Raw genomic sequence first — 25,036 nt, forward strand, 5'->3', positions numbered from 1 at the left:
AAAGGAGTTTGCAATGAAGGTCGTCAAAGCAGCCGCAGTTCAGTTCAGTCCCGTGCTCTACAGTCGCGAGGCGACGGTCGCAAAGGTTGTGCAAAAGATTCTCGAACTCGGTGAAAAGGGCGTGCAGTTCGCCACGTTTCCTGAAACGGTCGTGCCGTATTACCCGTACTTTTCGGCGGTGCAAACGGGCATCGAACTGCTCTCCGGCACCGAGCATCTCCGGCTGCTCGAACAGGCCGTGACGGTGCCGTCCGCCGCCACCGACGCAATCGGCGAAGCGGCTCGCAAGGCGGGAATGGTGGTGTCGATCGGCGTGAATGAACGCGACGGCGGCACGCTCTATAACACGCAGTTGCTCTTCGATGCCGATGGCACGCTGATCCAGCGCCGCCGCAAGATCACGCCCACTCATTTCGAGCGCATGATCTGGGGGCAAGGAGACGGATCGGGCCTGCGCGCCGTCGATAGCGCCGCTGGTCGCATCGGCCAGTTGGCCTGCTTCGAGCACAACAATCCGCTGGCGCGCTACGCGCTGATCGCGGACGGCGAGCAGATCCATTCCGCGATGTATCCGGGCTCCGCGTTCGGCGAAGGATTCGCGCAACGGATGGAGATCAATATCCGTCAGCATGCGCTGGAGTCGGGCGCGTTCGTCGTGAACGCGACGGCGTGGCTCGATGCCGATCAGCAGGCGCAGATCATGAAGGACACCGGCTGTGGAATCGGTCCGATCTCGGGCGGCTGCTTCACCACGATCGTGTCGCCCGACGGCATGCTGATGGCAGAACCGCTGCGCTCGGGCGAAGGCGAGGTTATCGTCGATCTGGACTTCACGTTGATCGACCGTCGCAAGATGTTGATGGATGCGGCCGGCCACTACAACCGTCCTGAACTGCTCAGCCTCGTGATCGACCGCACGCCTGCCGCGCACGTGCACGAACGCACGGCGCATGCGGTGACGGGCAACGAATCCGGCGCGGAAGAGCTTCGCGGCTCGGGCGCCTGAACGCTCGCGACCGTCTCACATGAACAGGCACAGTTTGAAGAGGTGATTGAAATGAAGAACTCATCTGGACACGATCGTCCGATTCTCGTGACGGGCGCTGCCGGCGCGGTGGGCGGCATCGGCCGAAGTCTCACGGAAATGCTGCTCGAAAAAGGACATGAAGTGCGCGCGCTCGTGCGCCGTGAAGACGATCGGGCCGCCGAGCTACGGCGACTCGGCGCCGAAGTCGTGCAGGGCGACCTGACCGACCTTGCCTCGATGCATCGCGCGATCGAAGGCGTTTCGCGCATCTACTTCGGCATGTCCGTGTCCGCGCAATATCTGGAAGCCACGGTCAACACCGCGGCGGTCGCACGTCATCACGGCGTCGAAGCGTTCGTGAACATGTCGCAGATGACCGTGACCCAGATGAGCATCACCGAGACCACCGACAGCCCGCAGCACAAGCTGCACTGGCTCGCCGAACAGGCGCTGCAATGGTCCGGGCTGCCGGTCGTCACGGTGCGGCCCACGGTCTTTCTGGAGGGCTTCTTCCGGCTGCTCGCGGCGGAAGGCGTGCGCGAGCGCGACGAACTCGCGGTGCCGCTCGGCAATGGCGGCACGTCGCCGGTATCGGCGGTGGACGTGGCGCGCGCGGTCGCGGCGATTCTCGACGATCCCGCGCCGCACATCGGCAAGATCTATAACCTGACGGGGCCGGAGTCGGCGCATCTCACGCACTATGCAACGATTTTCTCCGACGTGCTCGGCCGGACGATCCGCTATCGCGACGTGCCGGTTGGACCGTGGTCGGACAAGCTTCGTCAGATGAACGTGCCCGAACATCTCGTCCGGCATCTTTCGACGATGGGCGAACTGCACGCGCAAGGACGATACGACCGCCTCACCGACGACCTCATCAAGCTCACCGGCAAAGCGCCGACGAGCATGCGCGAGTTCGTCCAACAACATGCCGCTGAATTCACCCGTGCCTGAGCGCATCGACTGAATCGTTCTTTCCGACGCTTGCGTGGATCAAATCAATTTCATCAGGAGTTCTCATGTTCGACAACAAGACCCTTCCCCCTTCTCCGTCACGCCGCCGCTTCGTGGGCGCGGCGGCGGCCGGTGTCGCGGCGGTATCGCTGAGCAAGATCGCGTTTGCCGAAACGAATCCGTCGATTGTTTCAGTCGCGAAGGCGGCGAATGGCGACAAGGAAGCAATACGTCCGCTTCGCGTGCACGTGCCCGAGGCACAGCTTACCGATCTGCGCCGACGCATCAGGGCGACGCGTTGGCCCGAACGCGAAACCGTGTCCGACGGTTCGCAAGGCGTGCCGCTCGCGATGATGCAGGAGCTCGCGCGTCACTGGGTCACCGATTACGACTGGCGCAAGGTCGAGACAAAACTGAACGGCTACCCGAATTTCGTGACCGAGATCGACGGGCTGGACATTCACTTCATCCATGTTCGTTCGAAGCATGAGAACGCGATGCCGCTCATCGTCACGCATGGATGGCCCGGTTCGGTAATCGAGCAGTTCAAGATCATCGATCCGCTGATCAATCCCACGGCGCACGGTGCGAGTGCGTCGGATGCGTTTCATCTGGTCATTCCGTCCTTGCCGGGCTATGGATTCTCGGGCAAGCCGACGGAAACCGGCTGGGGCCCCGAACGCACCGCGCGCGCCTGGGTGACGCTCATGAAGCGGCTCGGCTACGAGAAGTTCGCGGCGCAAGGCGGCGATCTCGGCGGTGTCGTCGCGAACGTGATGGGCAAGCAGGCGCCGCCCGAGTTGCTCGGCATTCATGTCAACTTCCCGGCGACACTTCCCGCCGATATCGCCAAGGCGCTGCAAGCCGGCGATCCGCCGCCCGCCAGCCTCAACGATGAAGAGAAGCACGCATACGAGCAGCTCGCCAGCGCAGCAAAAAAACGCCGCGCCTACGCGCTCGAAATGGGCACGCGCCCGCAGACGCTCTACGGTATCGCGGACTCGCCGATCGGTCTCGCGAGCTGGCTGCTCGATCACGGCGACGGCTACGTGCAACCGGCGGCGGCGCTGACTTCGGCGGTGTTCGGGCGCACGGTCGACGGAGAATCGTCAGGTGCGATGACGCGCGACGACGTGCTCGACGACATCACGCTCTACTGGCTGACGAACACCGGCGTCTCGGCGGCGCGTTTCTACTGGGAATCGCATTTCAACTTCATCGGCGCGGCGGACGTGTCGGTGCCCGCCGCGGTCAGCGTCTTCCCGCGCGAGAACTATCAGGCGCCGCGAAGCTGGACGGAACGCGCCTATCACAACCTGATCTGGTACAACCGGCTCGACAAGGGCGGCCACTTCGCGGCGTGGGAACAGCCGGAACTGTTCGCCGCGGAAGTCCGCGCGGGGCTGAGGCCGCTGCGTACGTAGACATGCCGGCCGATGCGCTCCTACAGCCAGCGCCAGATTCCCGCCGCCCATCCGGCGAGCGGGATATGCGCCCACGTCGCGACGAGCCAGACGACGAGCCCGCCCAGCAGCGCGTGCAGGCCGAATCCGCCGAGCCGCGCACGCCCCGCGACGATCGCCGCGAACGGCAGATAGCTCGTCTTCGATTCCCACGCCGGCCAGAGATCGGGCTGAAGGCGTTCCTTCTTCCGATCCTGCAAAGCGGCGCCGACGAGCGCAAGGACGACGATCGCCGCCGCAACGACGATGTTCTTCGTCACCGGGAACACGGCGATGTGGCAAAGCCCCCAGAGTGCGAACGACCACATCATCGGATGACGTGTCACCGCGAACACGCCCCGCGCCGCGTCCGGAAACGCGGCCGGGCGTCCGCCAGTGGGCAGCGCCGGATTGCGGATCAGCGAGCCCATCAGGAGGATCGACGCGATCAGCATCACGGCGCTCACGATCGCCCAGAGCGCGTCGCCGACCGGCCACAAGGGCGCCGTCATGGGCGCCTTGAGGTAGGCAACGACCATCCAGCCGAGCGTCACGAACGCGACCAGCGAATAGACGCCCTGAAATCCCATCTCGCCGATTGCGCGGATCACCGGTTTGCGCAGCGGATGCGACAAGAGAAAGTGACTGCCGACGAAGGCGACCGCCGCCGCCAGAACCGCGTTGGTGTTGTCCATGCTCCGTGCTCCTCAACTCATGTCGCCGATGACCGGTTTGCGCGATGTCGATTGTCCACCCGCCATCCCTTTCTCATTCGGCCAAATCATCCACTCAATCCGTTATCCGGAACGAATCCCTTTGACATCGGCGAGGGCGAAAGCTAGCTTTCAAGCCGAATACCACGGATTCCACAGTCGGAGGCCGGCTCATGGGCAATGCCGCTGAACACGATCTGATCCGCGACATCTCTCGCGACGTCCTCACGCGGATCGCGCCCCAGGAGCTTCCGCTGTTCCCGGCAGCCAGCGCGGCCTGGTTCGCCGATCCGGCCGCGGCGAAGAAGGCATCGAAAAGCCGCGACGCCGCGCTCGGCTTCGGAACCGACGCATTTTCGATCCTTTTGACGCCGCTCGTCCTCCAGATCGTGTCCGAAATCATGCCGGTGCTGGGCAGCATCGCGCTCAAGGTAACGGAAAATGCCGTCGGCGAAGAGGTTTCGATGCTCGTGCGGAAGATGTTCCATCGGGACGACGCCAATGCCGATGCCGCCCTGACCAGCGAGCAATTGGGCGAAGTCCATCGAAACGTGATCGCGGCGGGCGAGCGGCTGCGCCTCGAATCCGCGCAGACGCAGCGCCTCGCCGATGCCGTCGTCGCCCAGTTCGTCCTCCAGAAAAAGTGATGCATCGTGCCGGAACACGTCGCTCTGCGGCCTCGGCTCAATCCGCTGCCCTTTCCGTCTGACATGACGTTGCGGTTCGATCTGCTGATCGTTCTCGTCGTCTGTGTCAGCAGCCAGTTCTACTCGCATTTCTGGGAAAGCGTTCATCTCGAAGGACGAGACACGCTGACGGCGTGCGCCTCGAATATCGTCGCAGCCGTATTCGAGTCCAGCCTGCGCACGCAGGACGTGCTCGCGGCGTCGGAGATACGCGCGGATTTCGCTCCGCAGGTTGCAACGTGCATGGCGCTGCTCAGGCCGCAAACGACGTGGAAGATCGCCGGGGTCATGGTCACGCTCGCGCTCGGCGCCCTGTTCTACTGGTTCTTTCCGCTCTGGAAGCTGAAGTCGCAACGTCTCGCGCCGATCAGCCGGGACGATCCTCCCGGCCTGCTCGACGCCCTCACCGAGCTTGGCCGGCAAGCGCGGCTGAGCGCTGCGCCCTCCTTCGTATGGAACCCGCTCGCGAACGGTCTGCCCGTGACGTTCGGACGACGCGGCGACTATTACGTCGCGCTGAGCGGCGCATTCGTGGCGCACTACTTTTACGCCGACCGGCCCGCGTTTCGCGCGATCATCCTTCACGAACTCGCGCACATCAGAAACCGCGACATCGACAAGACGTTCATGACGATCTCGGCGTGCCTCGCGTTCGTCATCGTGAGCGTGGTTCCGTTGTTCGGGATCACGTTGCTCGGCGGACGCGTCTGGCATGCGTCGCTGTTTCTGCTCGCCAAAGCCACGTTGTGGAGCGCGCTCGTGCTGCTCTCGGGCGCGTCGGTGCTGCGCGTTCGCGAGTTTTACGCGGATGTGCAGGCATCCCAATGGGACGGCTCGCCCGCGCAGGTCGATCGCGTGCTCGCGCGTATCGGCGCCGCCTCGCCGCATGGACCGGCCGCCTTTCTGAGCCTGCATCCGCGCGGGGCAATGCGTCGCGCCGTGCTCGCCGACACCACCCCGCTCTTCAGCCTCGGCAAGTGGGATGCACTCGGCATCGGCTTTGCGGCGGGCGTCGTCATCGATACGGCGCAGGGTCTGCTGATCGCTTTCGTTCCGGCGGGTTCGGCGGTCGCGCTCGCGCGCGTGTCCATCGTGGCGGCGCTGGGTGTGCCGCTCGTCGTCATGATCCTTGCCATCGGCGCGCTCAGCACCGGCATCTGGCGCGGCGCCTACGCGGCCGTCCTGAACGGTCGCGATCCGGTGAAAGGCACGGCGGCTGCCGGCGCGGTCTTCGCGCTCGGATACTTTCTGAATCAGGTGCTGATCGGCGCGGAGTTTCTCTGGGGCGGAGCATCGGTGCCGCGCATCCGCGTGGACACCGCGATGACGCTGCTCGAAGTTCATGTCATCGCGCTCGTCTTCGCGATGACCGGATGCTGGCTCATCGCCGACTGGATCGCACGTGCGGGCGCCGCATGGGTCGAGGTGACCGTGAAGAGCAGGTCGCCGCTGCCGGTGCTGATGCTGACGGGCGGCATCTCGATCGCAGTCGTCGCGGGGATGTTCGCGTGGGGCACCTTTGCGTCCGCAACGCTCGTCGCGCTCGGGATTCACAACACGTTCTACACGTCGCTCGTGATGATCGCGCCGCCGCTGGTCGTGGCGGCGCTCGCGGCATGGCTCTTCCCCTGGTCCGCGCGATGGTTCGTGCGCATGCGGCGCGACCGCTCCGTATCCGGCTGGGTGTTTCTCGATGCCGAACCGCATGCCGGACGTTTGCCGCATCTCGTCGAATTCCGTCCGGCGCGCGCGATATCGACGGGCGCCGGCGCCGGACTGGTGTTTTGTCTCTGGATCGAGTTGCTGAGATATCGCAAGTTCCTGCCCGGCGGTATCGAAGCTGCGGTCTATGCGCCGTTCTCCGCGCTGCATCACATCGCGGTGCGCGCGGGTAGCAGCGGCTATGCGCTGATCGTGCCCATCGCGCTCGTGGCTGCGCTCGCGGCGATCGTCGCCGCATCGCGCCCCGGCGCGTTCAATGCGCTGTACGGTCTGTGCGCGGGTTCGATCGCGGGCATCGTGATGAGCATCGGCGGACTGGTGACGATCGACCTGAACGCGGCATCGACGCTAGAGTCGAGTGTGACATCGGTCCTGCTCTATCTCTGCGTGGCGTCGCTGGCGGCATTCCCGGGCGCGATGACAGGCGCAGTTGCCGGAAACTTTCGTTGGAGAAGGTTCAACACCGAGTCGCCGCAGCACGGGCTTTCGACGGCGCGCAAAGCCGTCATCGTCTCGCTCGGACTCGTGGTGCTTGCGGGATGGATCAAATCGATCATCGACATCTGATTCGAATGCATCAAGGCGCGAAATGCTGTATGGCGAGCCCGTCCGCTTGTCATACAAAACGCGCCAATTCCCATCCGAACATTGCTTCGCTCCGCTATTAGCGATACCTTTACATTCATCCCTGTCGTCGAATCCCGGTCAACGAGTGGAGAGCCGTTTCGTGAAGAAAGCGTGGGTTTTCTCCGGCATCGTTGCCCTGAGCGCGATTCTCGGCGCATGTAACAAGAGCGGATCGCAAAACGCCACCGAAGCATCGGGTGCATCCGCGAGCCAGGCGCCGGTTCAGCCGGCGCAAAGCGCGAGCGAAACACCCGCCGCATCGGGCGTGCTGGGCACCGTCGCCAAGGCGCAGTTGCCGGCGGAAGCAGCCGAAACCCTGCGGCTGATCAAGGCGGGCGGCCCCTATCCTTTCGGCGAAGACGGCGTCCTGTTCCGCAACAGTTCGAGCCTGCTGCCGAAGCATCCGCGCGGCTACTACCATGCTTACACGGTTCGCACGCCGGGTTCGACGGATCGCGGGCAGCGCCGGATCGTGTGCGGAGGACCGCGCAGGCAGACCGGCGAATGTTTCTATACCGACGATTATTACGTCAGCTTCAAGCGAATCGCGGAATAAGCCGGGCGCGGTTTCTCCCGTCACCCGCGCTGCATGCAGACCTCGTGCAGCGTGTTCAACCGGCGCACTGGTTCGGCCACATACGGGTTCGTCTCGTCCCACGCGTACCCGGCCAGCACCGCGGCGATCATGCGGCGGATGCCCGGCGTCTGATCGCGCGCGAAGATGATGTCCTGCAGTTTCCCCGTGTACCAGTTTTCGACGAACGCCCGGAACGTATCGATGCCCTTGCGCAGCGGCCGGTCGTAGTGCGCCTGCCAATCGACGGCCTCGCCCTTCAACTGACGCTCCAGCGTCTCGACAGCCAGATGCGCGGACCGCAACGCGATCGTCACGCCCGAAGAAAACACGGGGTCGAGAAACTCGCCCGCGTTGCCGAGCAGCGCGTAACCCGGGCCGTGCAGCCGCTCCACATTCGCCGAATATCCGCCGATATGCCGCACCGGCATCAAAAAGGGCGCATCGCCGATCAGCCGGTTCAGCGTCGGCTCGCCGCGGATCAATGCACGGAGTTTCGCTTCGCGCTGCGCTTCCGGCACGTCGAGGAACGCCGCTTCCGCGACACATCCGACGGACGAGCGTCCGTTCGCCAACGGAATCATCCAGTACCACACGTCGCGATGTTCGGGATGCACGGCGACCGTGATCTTGTTGCGATCGTGCGCTTCGGGCGGAATGCCGTCGCGGATGTGCGTGAAGATGGCCGCGCGCGTCGGCAGGCGCGTCGGCGCTTCGAGATTCAGGAGACGCGGCAGCACGCGTCCGAAGCCGCTTGCATCGAACACGAAGCGCGCATGCACCTGGTATCGCGTGCCGGCCTCGTCGGCGACTTCGAGCACGGGCGCATGGCCGGTCTTCATATCCAGCACCGAATGGCCGAAGCGCACTTCGGCGCCCTGCTTCGCCGCGCGGCGAATCAGCAGATCGTCGAAGACCGCGCGCTCGACTTGAAAGGTCGTGCCCCAGCCGTCCGAATGCTTGTCGCGAAAATCGAAAGCCGCCGCCCGATCGTGATGGACGAACTGCGCGCCGTTCTTGTACTGAAAGCCCGCCTCGACGACGTCTTGCAGCATGCCCGCTTCTTCGAGATACGCCATGCTTTGCGGCAACAGACTTTCACCGATCGAAAAGCGCGGAAAGTGTTGTTGTTCGAGCACGAGCACCGAACGTCCCGCTTTTCGCAGGAGCGCCGCCGCGACCGCACCCGAAGGGCCGGCGCCAATGATGGCGACATCGACAGAGGCATTCATCGAACATTCCTTATTCATTGCTATTTCTCATGAAGACGGAGCAAAATCGTCGGTCAAATACGACGCTTGCGCGGCGCATCAGCGATTACAATCGAGCCGCCTTCGTATCAAAGAGTCACTACTTTCTTACCGGATTCAATTGTGCAGAACACCGAATCATCCAGCGTGCCATTCGTTTCCGAAACGGCGTTCGGCGTCTGGTTCCTGCGCACGCATACGTGGGAGCATCACGTATTGCGTGTCGCGATCAACGACCTCAAAGGCCTGATCGACACACCACTGCCCGCTCACCCGACAATCGTCGATGTCGGCTGCGGGCAGGGACTTTCGTTTCGACTGCTGGCGAAAGCGTTTGCGCCGCGACGCATCGTCGGCATCGACTTTCACCAGCCTTCGCTCGAACTCGCCACGCAAGCCGCGCGCGCGTGCGGGCAGGATCCTGCCACAGCCGCGACGCGCATCGACGTGATGCACGGCGATTGCGCCAATTTGCCACTCGGCGACGCAAGCGCCGATATCGTCTTCTGCCACCAGACGTTTCATCACCTCGTCGAGCAGGAACGCGCGCTCGCCGAGTTCCGTCGCGTGCTCAAGCCGGGCGGCGTGCTGCTGTTCGCCGAATCGACGGATGCGTACATCAAGTCGTGGGTCATCCGCCTGCTGTTCCGCCATCCGATGCAGGTGCAAAAGAGCGCCGACGGCTATCTCGACATGATCCGCAAGGGCGGCTTCAGCTTCGAAAAGCAGAACGTCTCGCTGCCCTATTTGTGGTGGAGCCGCGCGAAGGATTTCGGCCTGCTGGAGCGCATCGGCCTTTACACGCCGAAGCCCGGCAAGCGGCGCGAGACGCTCGTCAACGTCGCGGCCGTCAAAACCCGCTGACCGCAAAGCGCGGCGTGCATGCAGAAACACGCCGCGCTTCATCGCCTTACTTCTTCAGCGTCACCACTTCGCCTTTCAGCGCGACGCCCGCCACCATTGCACCCGCACCGCACGTGAACTGCGTCGCGCTGACGAACTCGACGTTCCGGTAGTTGCTCTTCACGTCGATGACCGCGTTGCCGCCTTCCTTGCGCACGCGATCCTGCAACTCGCGCACCGCCGAGAGAAACACGTGCCGGCACGCCGCTTCATCGCTCTTGCCAAACGCGTTGGTCTTCTTGTTGGTCGCGAATTCGCCGAACGACTTCGCGACGCCCGGATGATTCTGTCCCGCGAAATAGAGCGGAATGTCCTGATCGACCTTGCCGCTTTCGCTCTTCAGCGCGGCTTCGACGGCATACTTCTCGACCGTGTCGCGCGCAAACGCGTGCGACGACATCAGGCCCGCGACCAACGCTGCGCAAATAATCTGACGCTTCATGTTCCGATCCTCGTGCTCGTGCGTTTATTCGGTGTCGAGCCGAACGACGTCGCCCCGCACGGCGATCGTCGAGCCGTTATTGCTCGAACCGCAGGTGAACTCCTTCGACGACGACGTCTCCGTGCGCTGAAAGCGCGTCGTCACGTTGACGACCGCGTTCGCGTGCTGCGCGCTCGCGTAGTCGCGCAACTGTCCGAGCGCCCGGCTCAGCGCGATGTTGCACGTCGCTTCCTGTCCGCTCATTTCGCGCGCGACACGCACGCGCACTTCCTTGGTTTCGATCAGCGTCTTCACTTTCGCGTGCGGCTGATCGCCGAAATACAGCGGAATGCCTTGCTTGCTTTGCGCCTGCACGTCGGCGGGCGTCGGCAGCGAGCGAATCTGCGTCGTACATCCGGCTTGCGAAATCACGATGCCGGCGATGACCCCCAACAAGAATTTTGTTTTCATTCTTCTTCCATCACTTTCGTTGTTAATCGATTCACGCCCGTAACTTGCGCCGACGGGCAACGGTCAAACTTCTTGAACATCAGGCTCGCGCAACTTCCGCCGAAGCCGAACGACACCGACATCGCGCGATCGATGCGTGCCTCGCGCGTCGCCTGCACGAGCGGCATGCCCTGCACGAGCGGATCCGGAAACTCGATGCGCCCCGTTCCCGCGATGAAGCCGTCGCGCATCATCAGCAGCGTGTAGATCGCTTCATGTGCGCCGCATGCGCCGAGCGGATGCCCCGTCATGCCTTTCGTCGACGAAAACGGCGGCACGCGCGCACCGAATACATCGCGGAGCGCGCGCAGTTCTTCCGCGTCGCCGAGCGGCGTGGATGGCGCCTGCGTATTCACGTATTCGGGCGACTCGCCCGCTTCGTCCAACGCCATGCGCAACGCGCGCGCGATGCCGCCGCTGTGCGGCGTGACCATGCCCGCGCCGTCGGTGCTTTCGCCGAAACCGGTCAGCTCGGCGTAGATTCGCGCGCCGCGTGCAAGCGCGTGATCGAGCGATTCGAGCACCAGCACGCCCGCGCCCGAGCCGATCACGAATCCGTCGCGCGCCGTGTCGTAGGGACGCGAGGCACGCGCGGGCGTGTCGTTGAAGGCGCGCGACAACGCGTGCATCGCATCGAACATCAGCGTCATGTTGTCGTGCAGCGCTTCGCTGCCGCCCGCGAGCACGACGTGCTGGCGTCCGGTCTGGATGAGCTGCATCGCCTGCCCGATGGCGAGCGCCGATGTCGTGCACGCCGACGAAGGCGAATACGCGACACCTTCGATGCCGAATGTCTGCACCACATTCGCCGACGCCGTGCTGCTCATCGCGCGCGGAATCGTATAAGGCGGCGCGCGGTCTATGCCATGCGCCCGCACGGCGGCGATCGCCACGTCGTATTCCGCCATCGCGCCCACGCCCGAGCCGATCACCGCGCCCGTCTTCGGCGAGCGCAGCGTCGCATCGTCGAGCCGCGCGTCGTCGATCGCCTTCTTCGCCGCGTGACACGCGAAGCGCGCCGTGTCGCCCATGAAGCGTTCCAGCTTGCGGCTGAACGGCGGTTCGTCGGCGACCGTCGCGGCCGCCGCGACCTGCGAATGGAATCCGCGTTCGCGCCACGCGTCGATCCGCGTCACGCCGCTGCGGCCTTCGCGCAAGGCGCGGCTCACGGCGTCGAGCGAATTGCCGAGACACGAAACGATGCCCATGCCCGTCACGACGACGCGCTGCATGACCCGCGTGCCGCTCATCGAACGCGCCGGAAAATCAGCGACGTGTTGATGCCGCCGAACGCGAAGTTGTTGCTCATGACGTACTCGGCGTCGATGGCGCGCGCTTCGCCTTTGATGTAGTCGAGCGGCGCGCACGCAGGATCGACCTCGGTGAGATTGAGCGTCGGCGCATACCAGTTGCGCTTCATCATCTCGATGGTCCACCACGCCTCGATCGCGCCGCACGCGCCGAGCGTGTGCCCGACATAGCTCTTGAGCGAGCTGATCGGCATGCGCTCGCCGAAGGTCTGCGCGGTCGCCTGGCTTTCCGCGAGATCGCCGCGATCCGTCGACGTGCCGTGCGCGTTCACGTAGGCGATCGCTTCTGCGTCGAGCCGTGCGTCGTCCAGTGCGAGCTGCATGGCGCGCGCCATCGTGCTCGCGGTCGGCTGCGTGATGTGCGCGCCGTCCGAATTGCACCCGAAGCCGACGATCTCCGCATGAATCGTCGCGCCGCGCGCCTTCGCGTGTTCGTATTCTTCGAGGACGAGCGTGGCCGCGCCTTCGCCGACCACGAGACCGTCGCGCTTCGCGTCGAACGGGCGCGGCGTGAGCTGCGGCTCGTCGTTGCGCGTGCTGGTCGCGTAGAGCGTGTCGAACACGGCGACCGCCGGTCCCGAGAGTTCTTCCGCGCCGCCCGCGAGCATCATCGTCTGCTTGCCCGTCGCGATGGCCTCGTACGCGAAGCCGATCGCCTGACTGCCCGACGAACACGCCGACGACGCCGGAATCACGCGCCCCTTCAAGTCCCAGAAGAGGCTCACGTTGACGGCGGTCGTGTGCGGCATCATCTGCACGTAGCTATTCGACGTGACTTGGGTCATCGACCCGGTGTTGAGCATCGTGCCGAATGCGCGGATCGGCGCGACCGAACCCGACGACGAACCGTACGCCACGCCCATGCGCCCGTCGCCGATCGACGTGTCGCCGGCGAGGCCCGCGTCGGCGAGCGCGAGTTCGCTTGCGCGCACCGCGTACATCGACACGAGGCCCATCGAGCGCGTTTTCTTGCGCGGCCAGTCGGCGGGCTGTTCGAACGCGGGCAGCGGACACGCGAGCCGCGTGTGCAGCGCTTCGAAGAAGTCCCATTCGTCGATGCGGCGCACCGCGTTGCGGCCCGCCTTCAGTCCGGCTTCGACGTCGCGCCAGCAATCGCCCAGCGCCGTGACGCCGCCCATGCCCGTAATGACGACGCGCTTCATCAGATCATCCCGCCGTTCACGCCGATGACCTGACGCGTCACATACGAAGCCGCGTCCGACAGCAGGAAGCTGACGACGCCCGCCACTTCGCCCGGCTGGCCGACGCGGTTCATCGGCACGGTCTTCAACACGTGTTCGACGGGCACGTTTTCGAGCATGCCCGTTTCGATCAACCCCGGCGCCACGCAGTTGACCGTGATGTTGCGCGACGCGAGCTCGACCGCGAGCGCCTTGGTCGCGCCGATCAACCCGGCCTTCGCGGCACTGTAGTTCACCTGCCCGCGATTGCCGATCACACCCGACACCGACGCGATCGTCACGATGCGGCCGCCCTGCTTCGCGCGGACCATCGGCATCGTCAACGGATGGATCACGTTGTAGAACGCGTCGAGGCCCGTTTCGAGCACGACGTCCCAGTCTTCCCCGGTCAGCGCCGGAAACGCGGCGTCGCGCGTCACGCCCGCGCTGCACACGACGCCGTAGTACGGGCCATGCGCGGCGATGTCGGCTTCGAGCGCGGCGCGGCAGGCGTCGCGCTCGCGCACGTCGAACTGGATGACGCGCGCCGATCCGCCCTGCGCGGCGATGCCGGCGGTGACCGCTTCGGCTTCGGCGCGGCCCGTGCGGCAATGCACGGAGACGGCGAAGCCGTCGGCGGCCAGTTGATAAGCAATGGCGCGGCCGATACCACGGCTCGCACCCGTTACGAGAACTCGACGGCTCATGCGCTCACGCTCCCTTCGATGAACGTCTGAAAATCATGTGGCTGAAATACCTTGATGACGGCGTCCGCATAACGCACGCCGTCGTGTTCGATGGTGCATTCGTACGCGCCGTGGCCTTCTTCGCTGCGCAGCACTTCGCGCACGCCGATCGCGAGCCGCGCGCCGCGCGGGAACGCGCTCACGTGCGCCTGATAACTGCGCGTGCCCAGCAGCACGCCGGGGCGCGCGGTTCCGCCCGCGCGCATCGCGATCAGCGAAACGTGCGCGGCGATGCTCTGCGCCATCAGTTCGATGCCGATCCACGCGGGCATCGCGCCGTGCTCGTCGGCGTACCACGCGTCGGGCCGCGCGGTGGCGCGCGCCGTCAGCGTCTCGTCGCCGCACGATGTCACGGCGTCCAGAAGCAGCATCGTGCCGCGATGAGGAATGATCGATTCGATCGCGGGAAAGGCCGTGTCGTGCTTGTCGGTGAAATTCATCGTCGTCAGCCCGCGAGAATCAGGCTGGCATTGCTGCCGCCGAATGCGAACGAATTGCTCATCACGTAACGCAAGCCCGCCGCGCGCGCGAGGCGGCGCTCCGTCTCGACGAGATCGAGCGCGGGCAATGCGGCATCCGCTTCGCCGTCCCAGCGATGCAGCGGCAATGTGGCGTCGTCGCGCGCGAGCGTGAGCCACGCGAAACCCAGTTCCGTCGCGCCCGCCGCGCCGAGCAGATGTCCCGTGAACGGCTTGGTGCCGCTTGCGGGCACGCCGTCCGGAAACACGCGGGCCATCAGGTGCGCTTCCATTTCGTCGTTCTTGCGCGTGGCCGTTGCGTGCATGTTCACATAGCCGATGCCGCCAGCCGATACGCCCGCGTCCGCGAGCGCCGCGCGCAGCGCCATTTCGCCGGCGACGCCTTGCGGATCGGGCGCCGAGACGTGATACGCGTCGCTCGATTCGCCCACGCCGGCGAGACGCACGGCGCTTTCGTCGCGCGTCATCAGGAACAGGGCCGCGCCTTCGCCGACGTTGATGCCGCTGCGGTTGCGGCTCATGGGATTGGTGCGCGCGGGGCTGACCGAATCGAGCGACGCGAAGCCCTGCACGGTGAGCTCGCACAGCGTATCGACGCCGCCGACGATCAGCGCATCGCACAGATTCAGTTGCAGCAGACGGCGCGCGGCCGCGAACGCCTTCGCGCTCGACGTGCACGCGGTCGAAATCGTGAACGCCGGGCCTTGCACGTCGAGCGCGGCCGCGGCGAACGGCGCAGCGGTGCCGATTTCCATTTGCCGATAATCGAAGTTCGACGGCAACGCGCCCGTCTTCGTGCGATGCGCGAAGGCGTCTTCCGCCGCGCTCACGCCCGACGTGCTCGTGCCGAGCACCACGCCGATGCGCCCGGAGCCGTATCGCTCGCGCGCCGCCTCGATCTCCGGACGGATGAGTTCCAGCGCCGCGAGCAGCAGCCGGTTGTTGCGGCAATCGAAGCGGACGAGCGCGTCGGGCGGCGCGATGTCGAGCGGTGCGAGCACGCGGCCGACGAACGCGTCACCGTTTTTCATGGGCATCGCCGCCATGCCGGGCGATCGGGACGCGGCGAGCGCGGCCGCGACCGCGCCGGTGTCGTCGCCGAGCGCGTTGATCATGCCGAGCGCATTCAGATAGACAGGTGGAAACGTCATGCGTGTTTTCTCACTTGAGTTGGCATGCCCATCGGCGCGAGCAGCACCGATACGAGAATGCCGAGCGTGAGCGTGATGCCGAAGCTCTTCAGCGCGGGCATGGCGCTCATGCCGAGCATGCCGAACGACAGCAGCGTCGTCGCCGCCGAGAGCAGCACGCCGGTCCACACCGCGCCGAGATCGGCGCCGTCGCGCAGGCATCCTTCGCGCAGGAACACCGCGTAATTCGCGCCGACGCCGAGCACGAGCATCAGCGCGAGACAGTTGAACAGATTGAGCGGCACGCGCGCGTAGCCGAACGCCGCGAGCGTCACGCCGACGGCGAGCAGCACGGGCAAAATGGTCGCGATGCCGCCGCGCAGGCGATAGCGCGCGCTCACCAGCGCGAGCACGAGCACGAGCGCGCCGCCGAGCCACATGGCGCTGTCGACGCGATAGGCGCCGAAGAGCTTCGACACGCTCGCGGCCTTGTCGACGAACGCGACGCCTTCCGTCGCGCGCGCCGTCTCGATCAGCGCGGGCAGGTTTTGCGGCGTGACGCGGCCTGGCATCACGATGGCCGCATATCCGCGCGCCCCGTGCGCCTCGACCGCGCCGAGCCACAAATGCGAAAACGGCTTCGACCAGTTCGCCGCGAGCCAGCGCTCGACGGTCAGCGGCGGCGCGTCCGTCTGCGCGAACGAGGCGATCCACGCGTCGGCGATATCGTCGCGAAAACCCGCTTGCAGCAGCGTCGCGCGCAAGGCGGCGGGATCGGCGAACACGCGCCCGGCGAGCAGCGCGCGGTCTTCGGCCTGACGCCGCGCCGACGGCACGAACTGCGTGACCGCGCGCCAGCCGTCCACCGATTGCGCTTGCGGCAGCGCATCGAGCCTCGCGCCGAGCGCTTCCGCGCGCTGCAACGCGATTTCCTGCGTGGCGCCCTGCACGACGAAAAACTGCGCGGTGTTGTCGATGCCGACCGCATCGCGCACCCGGTTTTCCTGCTCGACGAGCGCCGGATCGCGCTGGATCAGCAGATGGATGTCATCGTCGCTCTTGAGCATCAGCCAGCCCGGCGCGCATACGACGACGAGCGCGACCGCGACGGCCCACGCACGCTTCGCACCGATCGCGCGCTGCCAGCGGACGAGCAGCACGGCCGCGCGCGCGAACAGACGCCGCTGCGTGGCCTTCGGTCCCTTCGGCAGCAGCGCGGGCAGCAGCCACATGACGGACGCGAACGCGACGCAGATGCCCGTCATCGCGAAACAGGCGATCTGCTTGAGCGCAGGGAACGGCGCCCACGCGAGGATCGCATAGCCGAGCAGGCTGGTGGCGAGCGCCACCGAGAGCGCGGGCCGCACCGAGCGGGCGCCGTGCTTCGCGTCCCACTCGCGCGGCGCGCCGAGATAGACGACGAAGTATTGAATCGAATAATCGACGGCCTCGCCGATCAGGCTCGCGCCGAACACGAGCGTCAGCAGATGCAGCTTGCCGAACACGGCCATCGTGACGGCCAGTGCGCCGCCGATGCCGAGCGCCGTCGACAGAAATCCGAGCAGCAGCAAGCGCGGCGAGCGGAACACCCACAGCATCAGGAGCGCGATGCCGCAAGCGGACGCGATGCCGATCAGATGCACCTCGCGCTCCGATGCGCGCCGCGCCGACTCCGCGTAGAACACGGCGCCCGCGCGCGCGACGGCCGCGTCGGGCCAGGCGGACCGCAACGACGCCTCCGCCCGCGACGCCGCCGACAGCACGGCGCGCTGCACGCGCGATTCGTACGCCGAGCCGTTCAGCGTCGTGACGACCAGCACGCTCGTCGCGTCGCCGCGATGCGCGACGAGCATGTTGTCTTCGAGTTCGAGATTCGACGTCGCGAGCGGCAAGTCGGCGAGCCAGTGCTCGAGCCAGCCGAACGGATCGGCGGCGAGCTGCGTCGCGAGCGGACCGCGCACGGGGCTGTAGATGCGCTGCATCAGCATGTCGCGCAAGGACGATGAAACGCCAAGCGCGTCGCGGTCATCCTGCGTCAGCAGGCCGAAGCGATGAGGCGTGTAGAGCGCGCCGATCTGCGCGATATCGAACGGCGGCAGTTCCGCCGTCACCGACGCGAACGCGCCGCTTTCCTTCAGCGCCGCGCCGAACTGGCGGGCGGCGGCCTTCGCGTGATCCGCGTCACGGCTCGACACGAGGAACACCGTGCGGTCGCCGAGCGCGCCGGCGAGCCGGTCCACGGCTTTTTCGGCGACGGGATCCGCTTCCGTCGCGGGCAAGAGCGCGAGCAGGTTCGTCTCCAGCGGCGACGGCCCGCTGAAACGATGCACGCAATACAGCACGACGACGAGCGCGAACGCGAACCACGCGGCGCGGATGCGCCACGGCGACGTTGTCGTGCATTGCCAGTGCCACGGCGTCATGGCGCGCCCAGCAAGTTATGTTCGACGGACGGCAGGTCGTCGGCGGCTTCGCTCTTCGTGAACTCGATGCGCGTGACGTCGCCGCTGGCGAGATCGATGCGCAGGCTGCGCAGAAACGCGCCGCCCGTCATGTGCAAACCCTTGATGGCCTGCGCGAGCTGCGGCTGGTTCGGCTTCAGGTCGAGCGCCCAGTCCGAGGGCGAGCCGTGTGCATCGACATCGAACTGCGAGTACAGCGCGGACAGATCGCCGCCGAGCATCGCGCGCATCATCTTCGAAACTTGCGCGACGCCGCGCACGCCCTGTGCGCTTTTCGTGCGGATGCGCTTGCCGTTCGCATCGACTTCCGCGACGCCCGCGTCGGTGATGACGTACGTCGCCGCGTAGGGCGTGTCCACGCGCCAGATCACGCCGCGCTCGCGCTGGAACGTGAGCATGCCCGTGCTGACGAGCGGCTGCTTCATCGCGGAGAGTGTCTGCGTCTGCGTGAACTGCGCGCGCACGCCCTTCATTTGCGCGAGGCGCGACGTCACTTGCGAGACGAGCGTCGAGTCGCCGTTCGCGGCTTGCGCGGACGTCGCGGCGAGCAGCAACGCGACGAGCGCCGCGCGCAATTTCGTCAACGCGCCCATACGCGCTCCAGCTTCTCGAACACGACCGGCGGCGACAGGAACTGCAATTCCTGCGTGGCCGCATCGACGGCGACCTGAATCGTGTAACCCTTCGTCAGACGCTGGCCCGTTTCGCAATCGACGAGCTCATAACCGATCTTCAGCCGGTTCTCGTATTCGAGCAGTTCCGTGCGCACTTCGATGCGCTGTCCGTAAGTCGCGGGACGCACGTATTTCAGATGCGCCTCCACGACCGGCCACACATAGCCCGACGCCTGCATCTCGCGATAGTCGTAATCGAACGCGCGTTGCAACGCCGAGCGCCCCGCCTCGAAATACTTGAGATAGTGGCCGTGCCAGCACACGTTCATCGCATCGACGTCGTGGAACGGCACTTCGACGATCGCGCTCGCCTTGAGCGTGCGCGTCTGCATGACTTCGGGCATCACGCGTTCTCCGCGTTCGCATCGACGAGCGCGCACGCCGCGATGCGCGCCGTCAATTCGCGCAGGTCGCGTTCGAGCGCGCGGTCTTCATCGACGAACGGCGACACCGACGCGACCGTTTCCGCAAATTCGCGCAACGGCGCGGGCACGGGCGTGTCCGGAGCGAGGCGCAGCCGCAGATTCAGCGCCTGCACGGCGGCGAGCGTATGCGCAGCCGCGACCTGCTCCGTCAGTTCCAGCACGCGCAGGCAGTCGCGCGCGGCGATCGTGCCCATGCTGACCTTGTCCTGGTTGTGCGCTTCCGTCGAGCGCGAGAACACGCTGGCGGGCATCGTGTGCTTGAGCGCCTCGGCCGTCCACGCCGACGCCGAAATCTGCACGGCCTTGAAGCCGTGATTGATCGGCGCGCGCGCGTGCGTCGCGCCGGTCAGATTGCGCGGCAGGCCGTTGTTGAACTTGTCGTCGACGATCAGCGCGAGTTGGCGATCCATCAGGTCCGCGAGATTGGCGACGGCGGTCTTCAGCGCGTCCATCGCGAACGCGATATGCCCGCCGTAGAAGTTGCCGCCGTGCAGCACGCGCTCGGCGTCCGGGTCGATCAGCGGGTTGTCGTTCGCGCTGTTCAGTTCGTTCTCGATGTCGCGGCGCATCCACGTGAGCGCGTCGGCGACGACGCCGATCACGTGCGGCGCGCAGCGAATCGAATAGCGATCCTGCAGCCGATGGCCCGGCGTGTCGTCGCGGCCCGCGAGATCGGCGCGAATCCATGCGGCGGCTTCGGCCTGACCCGCGTGCGGTTTCACCGCGAAGATCGTCGCGTCGAAGTGTGCGGCGCGGCCGTCGAGCGCCAGCGTGGAGAGCGCCGTGAGACGCGCGGCGAGACGCGTCAGGTGACCGGCGCGCGCGAACGCGAGACACGCGAGGCCGGTCATGACCGCCGTGCCGTTCATCAGCGCGAGCCCTTCTTTCGGCGCGAGCCTGAGCGGCGCGACGCCGAGCGCGGACCACACGCCGGCGGCATCGCGCAAGGCGCCGCCGAACTTCACGTCGCGTTCGCCGACGAGCGCCGCCGCCACATACGACAGCGGCGTCAGATCGCCGCTCGCGCCAACCGAGCCTTCCGACGGAATGCGCGGCAATACGCGATGGTTGATGAGGTCCGCGAGCCGTTCGAGCAGCACGAAACGCACGCCGGAAAATCCGTACGCCAGCGAATTCAAACGCGCGGCGATCACGGCGAGCGTCGCTTCATCGTCGAGATGCGCGCCCATGCCGCAACCGTGATAGCGCGTGAGTTGCAGCGGCAGCGCTTCGACGAGTGCCATCGGCACATCGACGACGCATGCATCGCCGTAACCGGTGTTCACGCCGTACACGGTCTTGCCCGCCGCGAGATGACGGCGCAGAAAGTCCGCGCCGCGCTCGATGCGCGCGCGCCAGGCGGGATCGCGATTCAGCGCGACCGGCGCGCGGCGTGTGGCGATCGATACGACTTCTTCGATCGTCAGGCGCCGGCCGCCGAAAGTCACCGCCTGCGAACGCAGTTCGTCGATCAGATCATGCTCGGACATCGTTTCCTCCGGGTGCTGCGGCTTCCGTCATCGTTTTGCCGGGACGCGCCCAGAAATCGAAAAAGTTGAACCACTGATAGGGCGCCTTGCGGCAATAGTGTTCGAGGCGCGACGCATAGCGCTGCGCCCACGCCGCGATGTGCTGCGCGCGTTCGCGGCGCGGCAGCGAAATGCGCTCCGCGAAAGGCTCGAAATACATTCGATGCCGGCCGTCCTGCTCTTTCAGGCAGAAAAAGAGGTACACGGGACAGCCGAGCGCATGCGCGAGCACGTACGGGCCTTGCGCGAACGGCGCGGGCGCGCCGAGAAAGCGCGCGTCCGTCGTGCGGCCGGACTCGTGCGCGGGCACGCGGTCGCCGACGATCACGAGCAGCTCGCCCGCGTCGATGCGCGCCTTCATCATCATCGACGTCTCGGGGCCGAAGTCGCTCACCTGCATGAGACGGCTGGAGAAATCGACATGCGCCGACGACAGCACGCTGTTGAAGCGCTTCGCGTGCTCCGTGTAGACGATGGCCGTCACCTTCGCGCGGCCGTTGCGCACCGCGAGCGCGCGCATCATTTCGAGGTTGCCGAGATGCGCGCCGATCACGAGCGCGCCGCGCCCGCTCGCGACGAGCGTTTCGAACGCGGCGGGATCGTCGAAGATCACGTCTTCTTCGGCGATGCGGCCGGACCACGCCGCGAGCTTGTCCAGCCCCGATTGCGCGAACGCGAGCATCTGCCGGTACGCGGAACGCCAGCCGGGTTGCGGCGTGCGCTCGCCCGTCGCGGCGTGTTCGAGTTGCGTGAAATAGCGTTGCGACGCGACGCGCGCACCGCGTCCCGTCAACAGGAAATAGCCGACGATCGGATGCAGCCACAGACTTGTGAAGCGCATGCCGAACAGACGGCAACTGAGCGCGAGCAGCGCCATGCCGAGCCGGCTGCCGCGCTCCGCGACGCGCCACCAGCCCGCGTCCGCGCGCGCGGCGGCTGTTTTTCGCGGCAGCGCCTTGTGTGCGAGCAGCATCGGCAGACGCAGCAGCATGCCGCACACGAGCCGCGTGTGGCTCGCGCTGATGCGCACGTTGTCCCACAGCACGTCGAAGTGCGAGACGCCGTCCGTCGAGTACGTGACGCGCGTCGGCACGGTGCGAAACGCGAGCCGCCGCCAGTGCAGACGCACGAGAATTTCGATATCGAAGTCCATGCGCGTGCCGATCCGCACGCTGTCGATGAGCGCGCAGACCGCGTCGAGCGGATACAGACGAAAGCCGCACATCGAGTCGCGGATCGTGAACGACAGCGTTTCGATCCACACCCACACGTGCGTCGCGTAGCGGCCGTAGAGACGCGACTTCGGCACGCTTTCGTCGTAGACGGGGCGCCCGAGGATCACCGCGCCCGGCTCGGCGCGCGCGGCCGCGATGAAGCGCGGCACGTCGTTGGCGTCGTGCTGGCCGTCGGCGTCGATCTGCAACGCGTGCGTGTAGCCCGCGCTTCGCGCCGCCCGCAGACCCGCCATCACGGCCGCGCCCTTGCCGCCGTTGACGGGCAGGCGCAGCAGCGTCATCCGCGCGCCGTATTCGGCGGCGAGTTGCGCGAGGACGGCTTGCGTGGCTTCGTCGCTGCCGTCATCGACGACGAACATTGGCAGGCCGTGCACGCTCAGGCGCGCGAGCGTGCCGCCGATCGCGTCCTTGTGGTTGTAGATCGGGATGACGATGCACGTCCGCAGATTCGCGCCGCTCATGCGTGCTCCCGATAAACCACCACGCCCGACGAGCAATCGCGCCCGTTCAGCCGATACGCGAAGCGCACGCGGCGGCGCGCGGCATCGTGCGCGAGTTCCAGGTCGAGCACCGCGCCGGGCGGCACGGGCGCCATGAACTTCAGACGATCGACCGATGCCGTATCGCGCGCGCCCGCGACGTGCTCCGACGCGAGCCGGATCGCCCAATCGACTTGCACGATGCCGGGCAAAATCGGCAGATTCGGGAAATGGCCGCCGAAGTGCGCAAGCGTCGGCGGCACGCGCAGCTCGTAACGCAGGCTGTCGCCGTCGCGCGCTTCCGAGAGCATCTCGAAGCCTTCGGCGCGCGCGCCGAACGCCGCGGCAACCGACGCGACCGGCAACTTGCCGCGCACGTCGAACGGCAGCGCGATGCGAAAGCGCCAGCGGCGCGGCAGCAGCACGACGTCGAAATACGCGGCGAGGTGACGGCGCAGCGACTTCGCGAGCGCGACGCGGCCTTCGTCGCGCAGCGCGGCGCTGCCGGCATCGCTCAACGCGACGACCGCACCCACGCGCTCGCGCGATGCCCCCGCAAGCGGCACGACGCACGCTTGCGCCACATACGGATGCAGCGCGAGCCGCGCTTCCATGTCGGGCAGCGACATGCGCTTGCCGTCGAGCTTGATGACGCGGTCGAGGCGGCCTTGCAGGCGGAAGCGGCCGTCGTCGTCGAAGTGGATCGCGTCGTCGGTGCGATGCCAGTCGTCGTGACCCAGATGCGGCGAGCGCACTTCGAGCGCGCCATCGTCCGTACGGCGCACGTCCACGCCATGAAGCGCGCGCCACGCGGCCGTTTCGTTCTGCCTGCGCCACGCGATGCCGCCCGTTTCCGTGCTGCCGTAAATCTCGACGGGCGCGGCGCCGAACGCGCGCGCGCAGGCGTGCGCCGCGTCCGCCGCGAGCGGGCCGCCCGACGAAAAGAACACGCGCGGCGCGGGCGTCAGTGCGTCGAAACCCGCGAGCGCGGGCCAGCGCGCGAGTTGCGCCGGCGACGACACCATCGCGGTCGCGCCGCAGCTCGCGATGCGCGCCTGAATCTGCTTCGGCTCGGCGCACAGGGCGCGATCGAACGCGCGGCCCGCCGCGAGCGGCCACATCACGCGGAACAACAGCCCGTAGATATGGCGATGCGGGACGCTCGCGAGCATCGTCGCGTCGCCGACGAGCGCGCCCCACTCGCGCTCGAGCGTACGCACTTCGGCGTCGAACTGCGCGAGCGTCTTGTGGATCGGCTTGGGGCTGCCGCTGCTGCCCGACGTGTAGAGCGTGAGCGGCGCGTGCGGATCGATGCGCGAGAGCGGCGCGGCGGGCCGCAGCGCTTGCGTGGCGGCGAGCGCGCGAACGTCGTCGCCGGTCAGCATGGCGTCGTACGCGTGGGCGAGATCGGCGAGATAGCCGGGCGCCGAGCTCGCGGGAATCACCGGCTCCTTGCCGCATGCGAAAAGCGCGAAGAGCGTGCAGGCGAAGTCGAACGGATCGTCGATGCACAACGCATAGCGTCGCGCGTTCTGCTCGCGCAGCCACCAGGCGAGCGCCGCCGTGCGCGAGCGGAACGCCGCGTGCGTGAGGATATCGTTCGCGGTGCCGGCGCGATCGTCGCGGCAGACGGGCGTCAGCGGATCGCGATCCGCGCACAGCAAATCGTGCAACGCGATCATGCCGCCTCCGCCCGCCGCGCGCGCGGCAGGATCACGAGATAGCGCCATGCGATTTCACCGACGATCAGCGCGCCGACGAATCCGTACGAGATCGCGCCGTTGTAGAGCGACCATGCCTCGCGCGGCCAATGCAGCGCGGTATGGAGCGAGAACAGACCGTTCGCGACGAAGAACGCGCACCAGATCTGCGTGACGCGGCGCGTGTGGCGCACGGCCGCTTCGCTGAGATCGGGCGTGCCGACGCGGGCGAACTTCTCGATCATCGACGGGCCGCGCACGAGCGTCGCGCCGAACGCGATCAGCAAGCCCAGATTGACGAGCGACGGATAGATGCGCAGCAGGCGTTCGCTGTCGGTCCAGACGATCGCAGCCGACGCCAGGCTCAGCATGAACGCCACGATCCAGTCCACGCGCGTGAGCCTGCGCAGCGACACGCCGACCACGCCCGTGCCGATGCAGCGTTGCAGCCAGATCAGCACGAACAGCAGGCAGCCGGCATAGCGCGGCGCGTTCCAGACCCACGTCCCGAGAATGACCGCGGGATAGGCGAGCTTGAGCGCGACGTTCAGCGCGAAGCCGCTTCGGGCGCGCGCCTTCACATCGCCGACGTTCGGCGGCTGGATCATTCCTGTTCGACGAGCAGCGACCCGACAGCGGCGACCACGTCCGCGACCGTGCGCACCGACTTGAACTCTTCCGGCTTGATGCGGCGGCCGGTCATTTCCTGGAGCTTGATCGCGAGATCGACAGCGTCGATGCTGTCCAGATCGAGCTCTTCATACAGGTGCGCTTCGGGCGTCACGCGCTCGGGCGCGATCGCGAAGTTCTCTTCGAAGATGGCGCGGATGCGCTCAAGGATCTCGTTGTCGGTCACC

At 66.4% G+C, this 25,036-nt stretch carries 24 protein-coding genes; 7 read left to right on the plus strand and 17 right to left on the minus strand.

Annotated features, from left to right (window positions below; genetic code table 11):
* Positions 1 to 13: 13 nt before the first annotated feature.
* The 3 genes from NOV72_RS24835 to NOV72_RS24845 all read left to right on the plus strand — a co-directional run bounded on the left by NOV72_RS24835 (position 14) and on the right by NOV72_RS24845 (position 3,405).
* Positions 14 to 1,006, plus strand: coding sequence for a carbon-nitrogen hydrolase family protein (locus NOV72_RS24835; RefSeq protein WP_106857208.1), 993 nt, complete (start codon positions 14 to 16; stop codon positions 1,004 to 1,006).
* A 51-nt stretch (positions 1,007 to 1,057) separates the two neighbouring features.
* On the plus strand, positions 1,058 to 1,981 hold the full coding sequence (locus NOV72_RS24840) for an SDR family NAD(P)-dependent oxidoreductase (protein ID WP_106857209.1): 924 nt from the start codon (positions 1,058 to 1,060) through the stop codon (positions 1,979 to 1,981).
* 65 nt (positions 1,982 to 2,046) lie between these two features.
* Positions 2,047 to 3,405 carry an epoxide hydrolase family protein gene (locus NOV72_RS24845; protein ID WP_106857210.1) on the plus strand — a complete coding sequence of 453 codons (1,359 nt, stop codon included), beginning with the start codon at positions 2,047 to 2,049 and terminating at the stop codon, positions 3,403 to 3,405.
* Between the two features lie 20 nt (positions 3,406 to 3,425).
* On the opposite strand, the gene NOV72_RS24850 is transcribed toward NOV72_RS24845, so the two are convergent.
* Positions 3,426 to 4,118 carry an NnrU family protein gene (locus tag NOV72_RS24850; RefSeq protein ID WP_106857211.1) on the minus strand — a complete coding sequence of 231 codons (693 nt, stop codon included), beginning with the start codon at positions 4,116 to 4,118 and terminating at the stop codon, positions 3,426 to 3,428.
* 191 nt (positions 4,119 to 4,309) lie between these two features.
* Here NOV72_RS24850 and NOV72_RS24855 point away from each other — a divergent pair, with 191 nt between their 5' ends.
* From NOV72_RS24855 to NOV72_RS24865, 3 genes are all read left to right on the plus strand, one after another.
* Positions 4,310 to 4,783 carry a hypothetical protein gene (locus NOV72_RS24855; RefSeq protein ID WP_106857212.1) on the plus strand — a complete coding sequence of 158 codons (474 nt, stop codon included), beginning with the start codon at positions 4,310 to 4,312 and terminating at the stop codon, positions 4,781 to 4,783.
* Between the two features lie 63 nt (positions 4,784 to 4,846).
* Positions 4,847 to 7,111, plus strand: coding sequence for a M48 family metalloprotease (locus tag NOV72_RS24860; protein ID WP_106857213.1), 2,265 nt, complete (start codon positions 4,847 to 4,849; stop codon positions 7,109 to 7,111).
* A gap of 160 nt (positions 7,112 to 7,271) precedes the next feature.
* Positions 7,272 to 7,727 carry a ribonuclease gene (locus NOV72_RS24865; protein WP_106857277.1) on the plus strand — a complete coding sequence of 152 codons (456 nt, stop codon included), beginning with the start codon at positions 7,272 to 7,274 and terminating at the stop codon, positions 7,725 to 7,727.
* Between the two features lie 20 nt (positions 7,728 to 7,747).
* Here the strand turns inward: NOV72_RS24865 and NOV72_RS24870 are convergent, their stop codons facing one another.
* Positions 7,748 to 8,995: an NAD(P)/FAD-dependent oxidoreductase gene (locus tag NOV72_RS24870; RefSeq protein WP_106857214.1), complete on the minus strand. Its 1,248-nt coding sequence runs from the start codon at positions 8,993 to 8,995 to the stop codon at positions 7,748 to 7,750.
* Positions 8,996 to 9,118: 123 nt separating this feature from the next.
* Here NOV72_RS24870 and NOV72_RS24875 point away from each other — a divergent pair, with 123 nt between their 5' ends.
* On the plus strand, positions 9,119 to 9,859 hold the full coding sequence (locus NOV72_RS24875) for a class I SAM-dependent methyltransferase (RefSeq protein WP_106857215.1): 741 nt from the start codon (positions 9,119 to 9,121) through the stop codon (positions 9,857 to 9,859).
* A 46-nt stretch (positions 9,860 to 9,905) separates the two neighbouring features.
* Here the strand turns inward: NOV72_RS24875 and NOV72_RS24880 are convergent, their stop codons facing one another.
* From NOV72_RS24880 to NOV72_RS24950, 15 genes are read right to left on the minus strand one after another with little or no spacing between them, the layout of a single operon-like run.
* The gene (locus NOV72_RS24880) at positions 9,906 to 10,340 is read right to left on the minus strand and encodes an excinuclease ABC subunit A (protein ID WP_106857216.1); all 435 of its coding nucleotides are present in this window, start codon (positions 10,338 to 10,340) and stop codon (positions 9,906 to 9,908) included.
* A gap of 24 nt (positions 10,341 to 10,364) precedes the next feature.
* Positions 10,365 to 10,790 carry a hypothetical protein gene (locus NOV72_RS24885; protein ID WP_106857217.1) on the minus strand — a complete coding sequence of 142 codons (426 nt, stop codon included), beginning with the start codon at positions 10,788 to 10,790 and terminating at the stop codon, positions 10,365 to 10,367.
* Positions 10,787 to 12,079: a beta-ketoacyl-[acyl-carrier-protein] synthase family protein gene (locus NOV72_RS24890; protein WP_245933142.1), complete on the minus strand. Its 1,293-nt coding sequence runs from the start codon at positions 12,077 to 12,079 to the stop codon at positions 10,787 to 10,789. Before NOV72_RS24890 ends, NOV72_RS24885 begins: the two co-directional genes overlap by 4 nt.
* The gene (locus NOV72_RS24895; RefSeq protein ID WP_106857218.1) at positions 12,076 to 13,302 is read right to left on the minus strand and encodes a beta-ketoacyl-ACP synthase; all 1,227 of its coding nucleotides are present in this window, start codon (positions 13,300 to 13,302) and stop codon (positions 12,076 to 12,078) included. Before NOV72_RS24895 ends, NOV72_RS24890 begins: the two co-directional genes overlap by 4 nt.
* Positions 13,302 to 14,027: a 3-ketoacyl-ACP reductase FabG2 gene (locus NOV72_RS24900; protein WP_106857219.1), complete on the minus strand. Its 726-nt coding sequence runs from the start codon at positions 14,025 to 14,027 to the stop codon at positions 13,302 to 13,304. The genes NOV72_RS24895 and NOV72_RS24900 overlap by 1 nt, the downstream gene beginning before the upstream one ends.
* Positions 14,024 to 14,506: a hotdog family protein gene (locus NOV72_RS24905; protein WP_106857220.1), complete on the minus strand. Its 483-nt coding sequence runs from the start codon at positions 14,504 to 14,506 to the stop codon at positions 14,024 to 14,026. The genes NOV72_RS24900 and NOV72_RS24905 overlap by 4 nt, the downstream gene beginning before the upstream one ends.
* Before the next feature lie 5 nt (positions 14,507 to 14,511).
* Complete coding sequence (locus tag NOV72_RS24910) at positions 14,512 to 15,696, minus strand: beta-ketoacyl-[acyl-carrier-protein] synthase family protein (RefSeq protein ID WP_106857221.1); 1,185 nt, start codon at positions 15,694 to 15,696, stop codon at positions 14,512 to 14,514.
* Entirely contained in the window at positions 15,693 to 18,098 is a 2,406-nt protein-coding gene (locus tag NOV72_RS24915) for an MMPL family transporter (RefSeq protein WP_106857222.1), read from the minus strand. The genes NOV72_RS24910 and NOV72_RS24915 overlap by 4 nt, the downstream gene beginning before the upstream one ends.
* Entirely contained in the window at positions 18,095 to 18,730 is a 636-nt protein-coding gene (locus NOV72_RS24920) for a LolA family protein (protein WP_106857223.1), read from the minus strand. Before NOV72_RS24920 ends, NOV72_RS24915 begins: the two co-directional genes overlap by 4 nt.
* Positions 18,718 to 19,155: an acyl-CoA thioesterase gene (locus NOV72_RS24925; protein ID WP_106857224.1), complete on the minus strand. Its 438-nt coding sequence runs from the start codon at positions 19,153 to 19,155 to the stop codon at positions 18,718 to 18,720. The genes NOV72_RS24920 and NOV72_RS24925 overlap by 13 nt, the downstream gene beginning before the upstream one ends.
* On the minus strand, positions 19,155 to 20,726 hold the full coding sequence (locus NOV72_RS24930; protein WP_106857225.1) for an HAL/PAL/TAL family ammonia-lyase: 1,572 nt from the start codon (positions 20,724 to 20,726) through the stop codon (positions 19,155 to 19,157). Before NOV72_RS24930 ends, NOV72_RS24925 begins: the two co-directional genes overlap by 1 nt.
* Complete coding sequence (locus NOV72_RS24935) at positions 20,713 to 22,461, minus strand: glycosyltransferase family 2 protein (protein ID WP_106857226.1); 1,749 nt, start codon at positions 22,459 to 22,461, stop codon at positions 20,713 to 20,715. The genes NOV72_RS24930 and NOV72_RS24935 overlap by 14 nt, the downstream gene beginning before the upstream one ends.
* Positions 22,458 to 24,161: an ApeI family dehydratase gene (locus NOV72_RS24940; protein WP_106857278.1), complete on the minus strand. Its 1,704-nt coding sequence runs from the start codon at positions 24,159 to 24,161 to the stop codon at positions 22,458 to 22,460. The genes NOV72_RS24935 and NOV72_RS24940 overlap by 4 nt, the downstream gene beginning before the upstream one ends.
* Positions 24,158 to 24,787, minus strand: coding sequence for a COG4648 family protein (locus NOV72_RS24945; protein ID WP_106857227.1), 630 nt, complete (start codon positions 24,785 to 24,787; stop codon positions 24,158 to 24,160). The genes NOV72_RS24940 and NOV72_RS24945 overlap by 4 nt, the downstream gene beginning before the upstream one ends.
* Positions 24,784 to 25,035: an acyl carrier protein gene (locus NOV72_RS24950; protein WP_181291158.1), complete on the minus strand. Its 252-nt coding sequence runs from the start codon at positions 25,033 to 25,035 to the stop codon at positions 24,784 to 24,786. Before NOV72_RS24950 ends, NOV72_RS24945 begins: the two co-directional genes overlap by 4 nt.
* Position 25,036: the final 1 nt, after the last annotated feature.

The organism is Caballeronia novacaledonica (assembly GCF_900258035.1).
Taxonomy (GTDB): domain Bacteria; phylum Pseudomonadota; class Gammaproteobacteria; order Burkholderiales; family Burkholderiaceae; genus Caballeronia; species Caballeronia novacaledonica.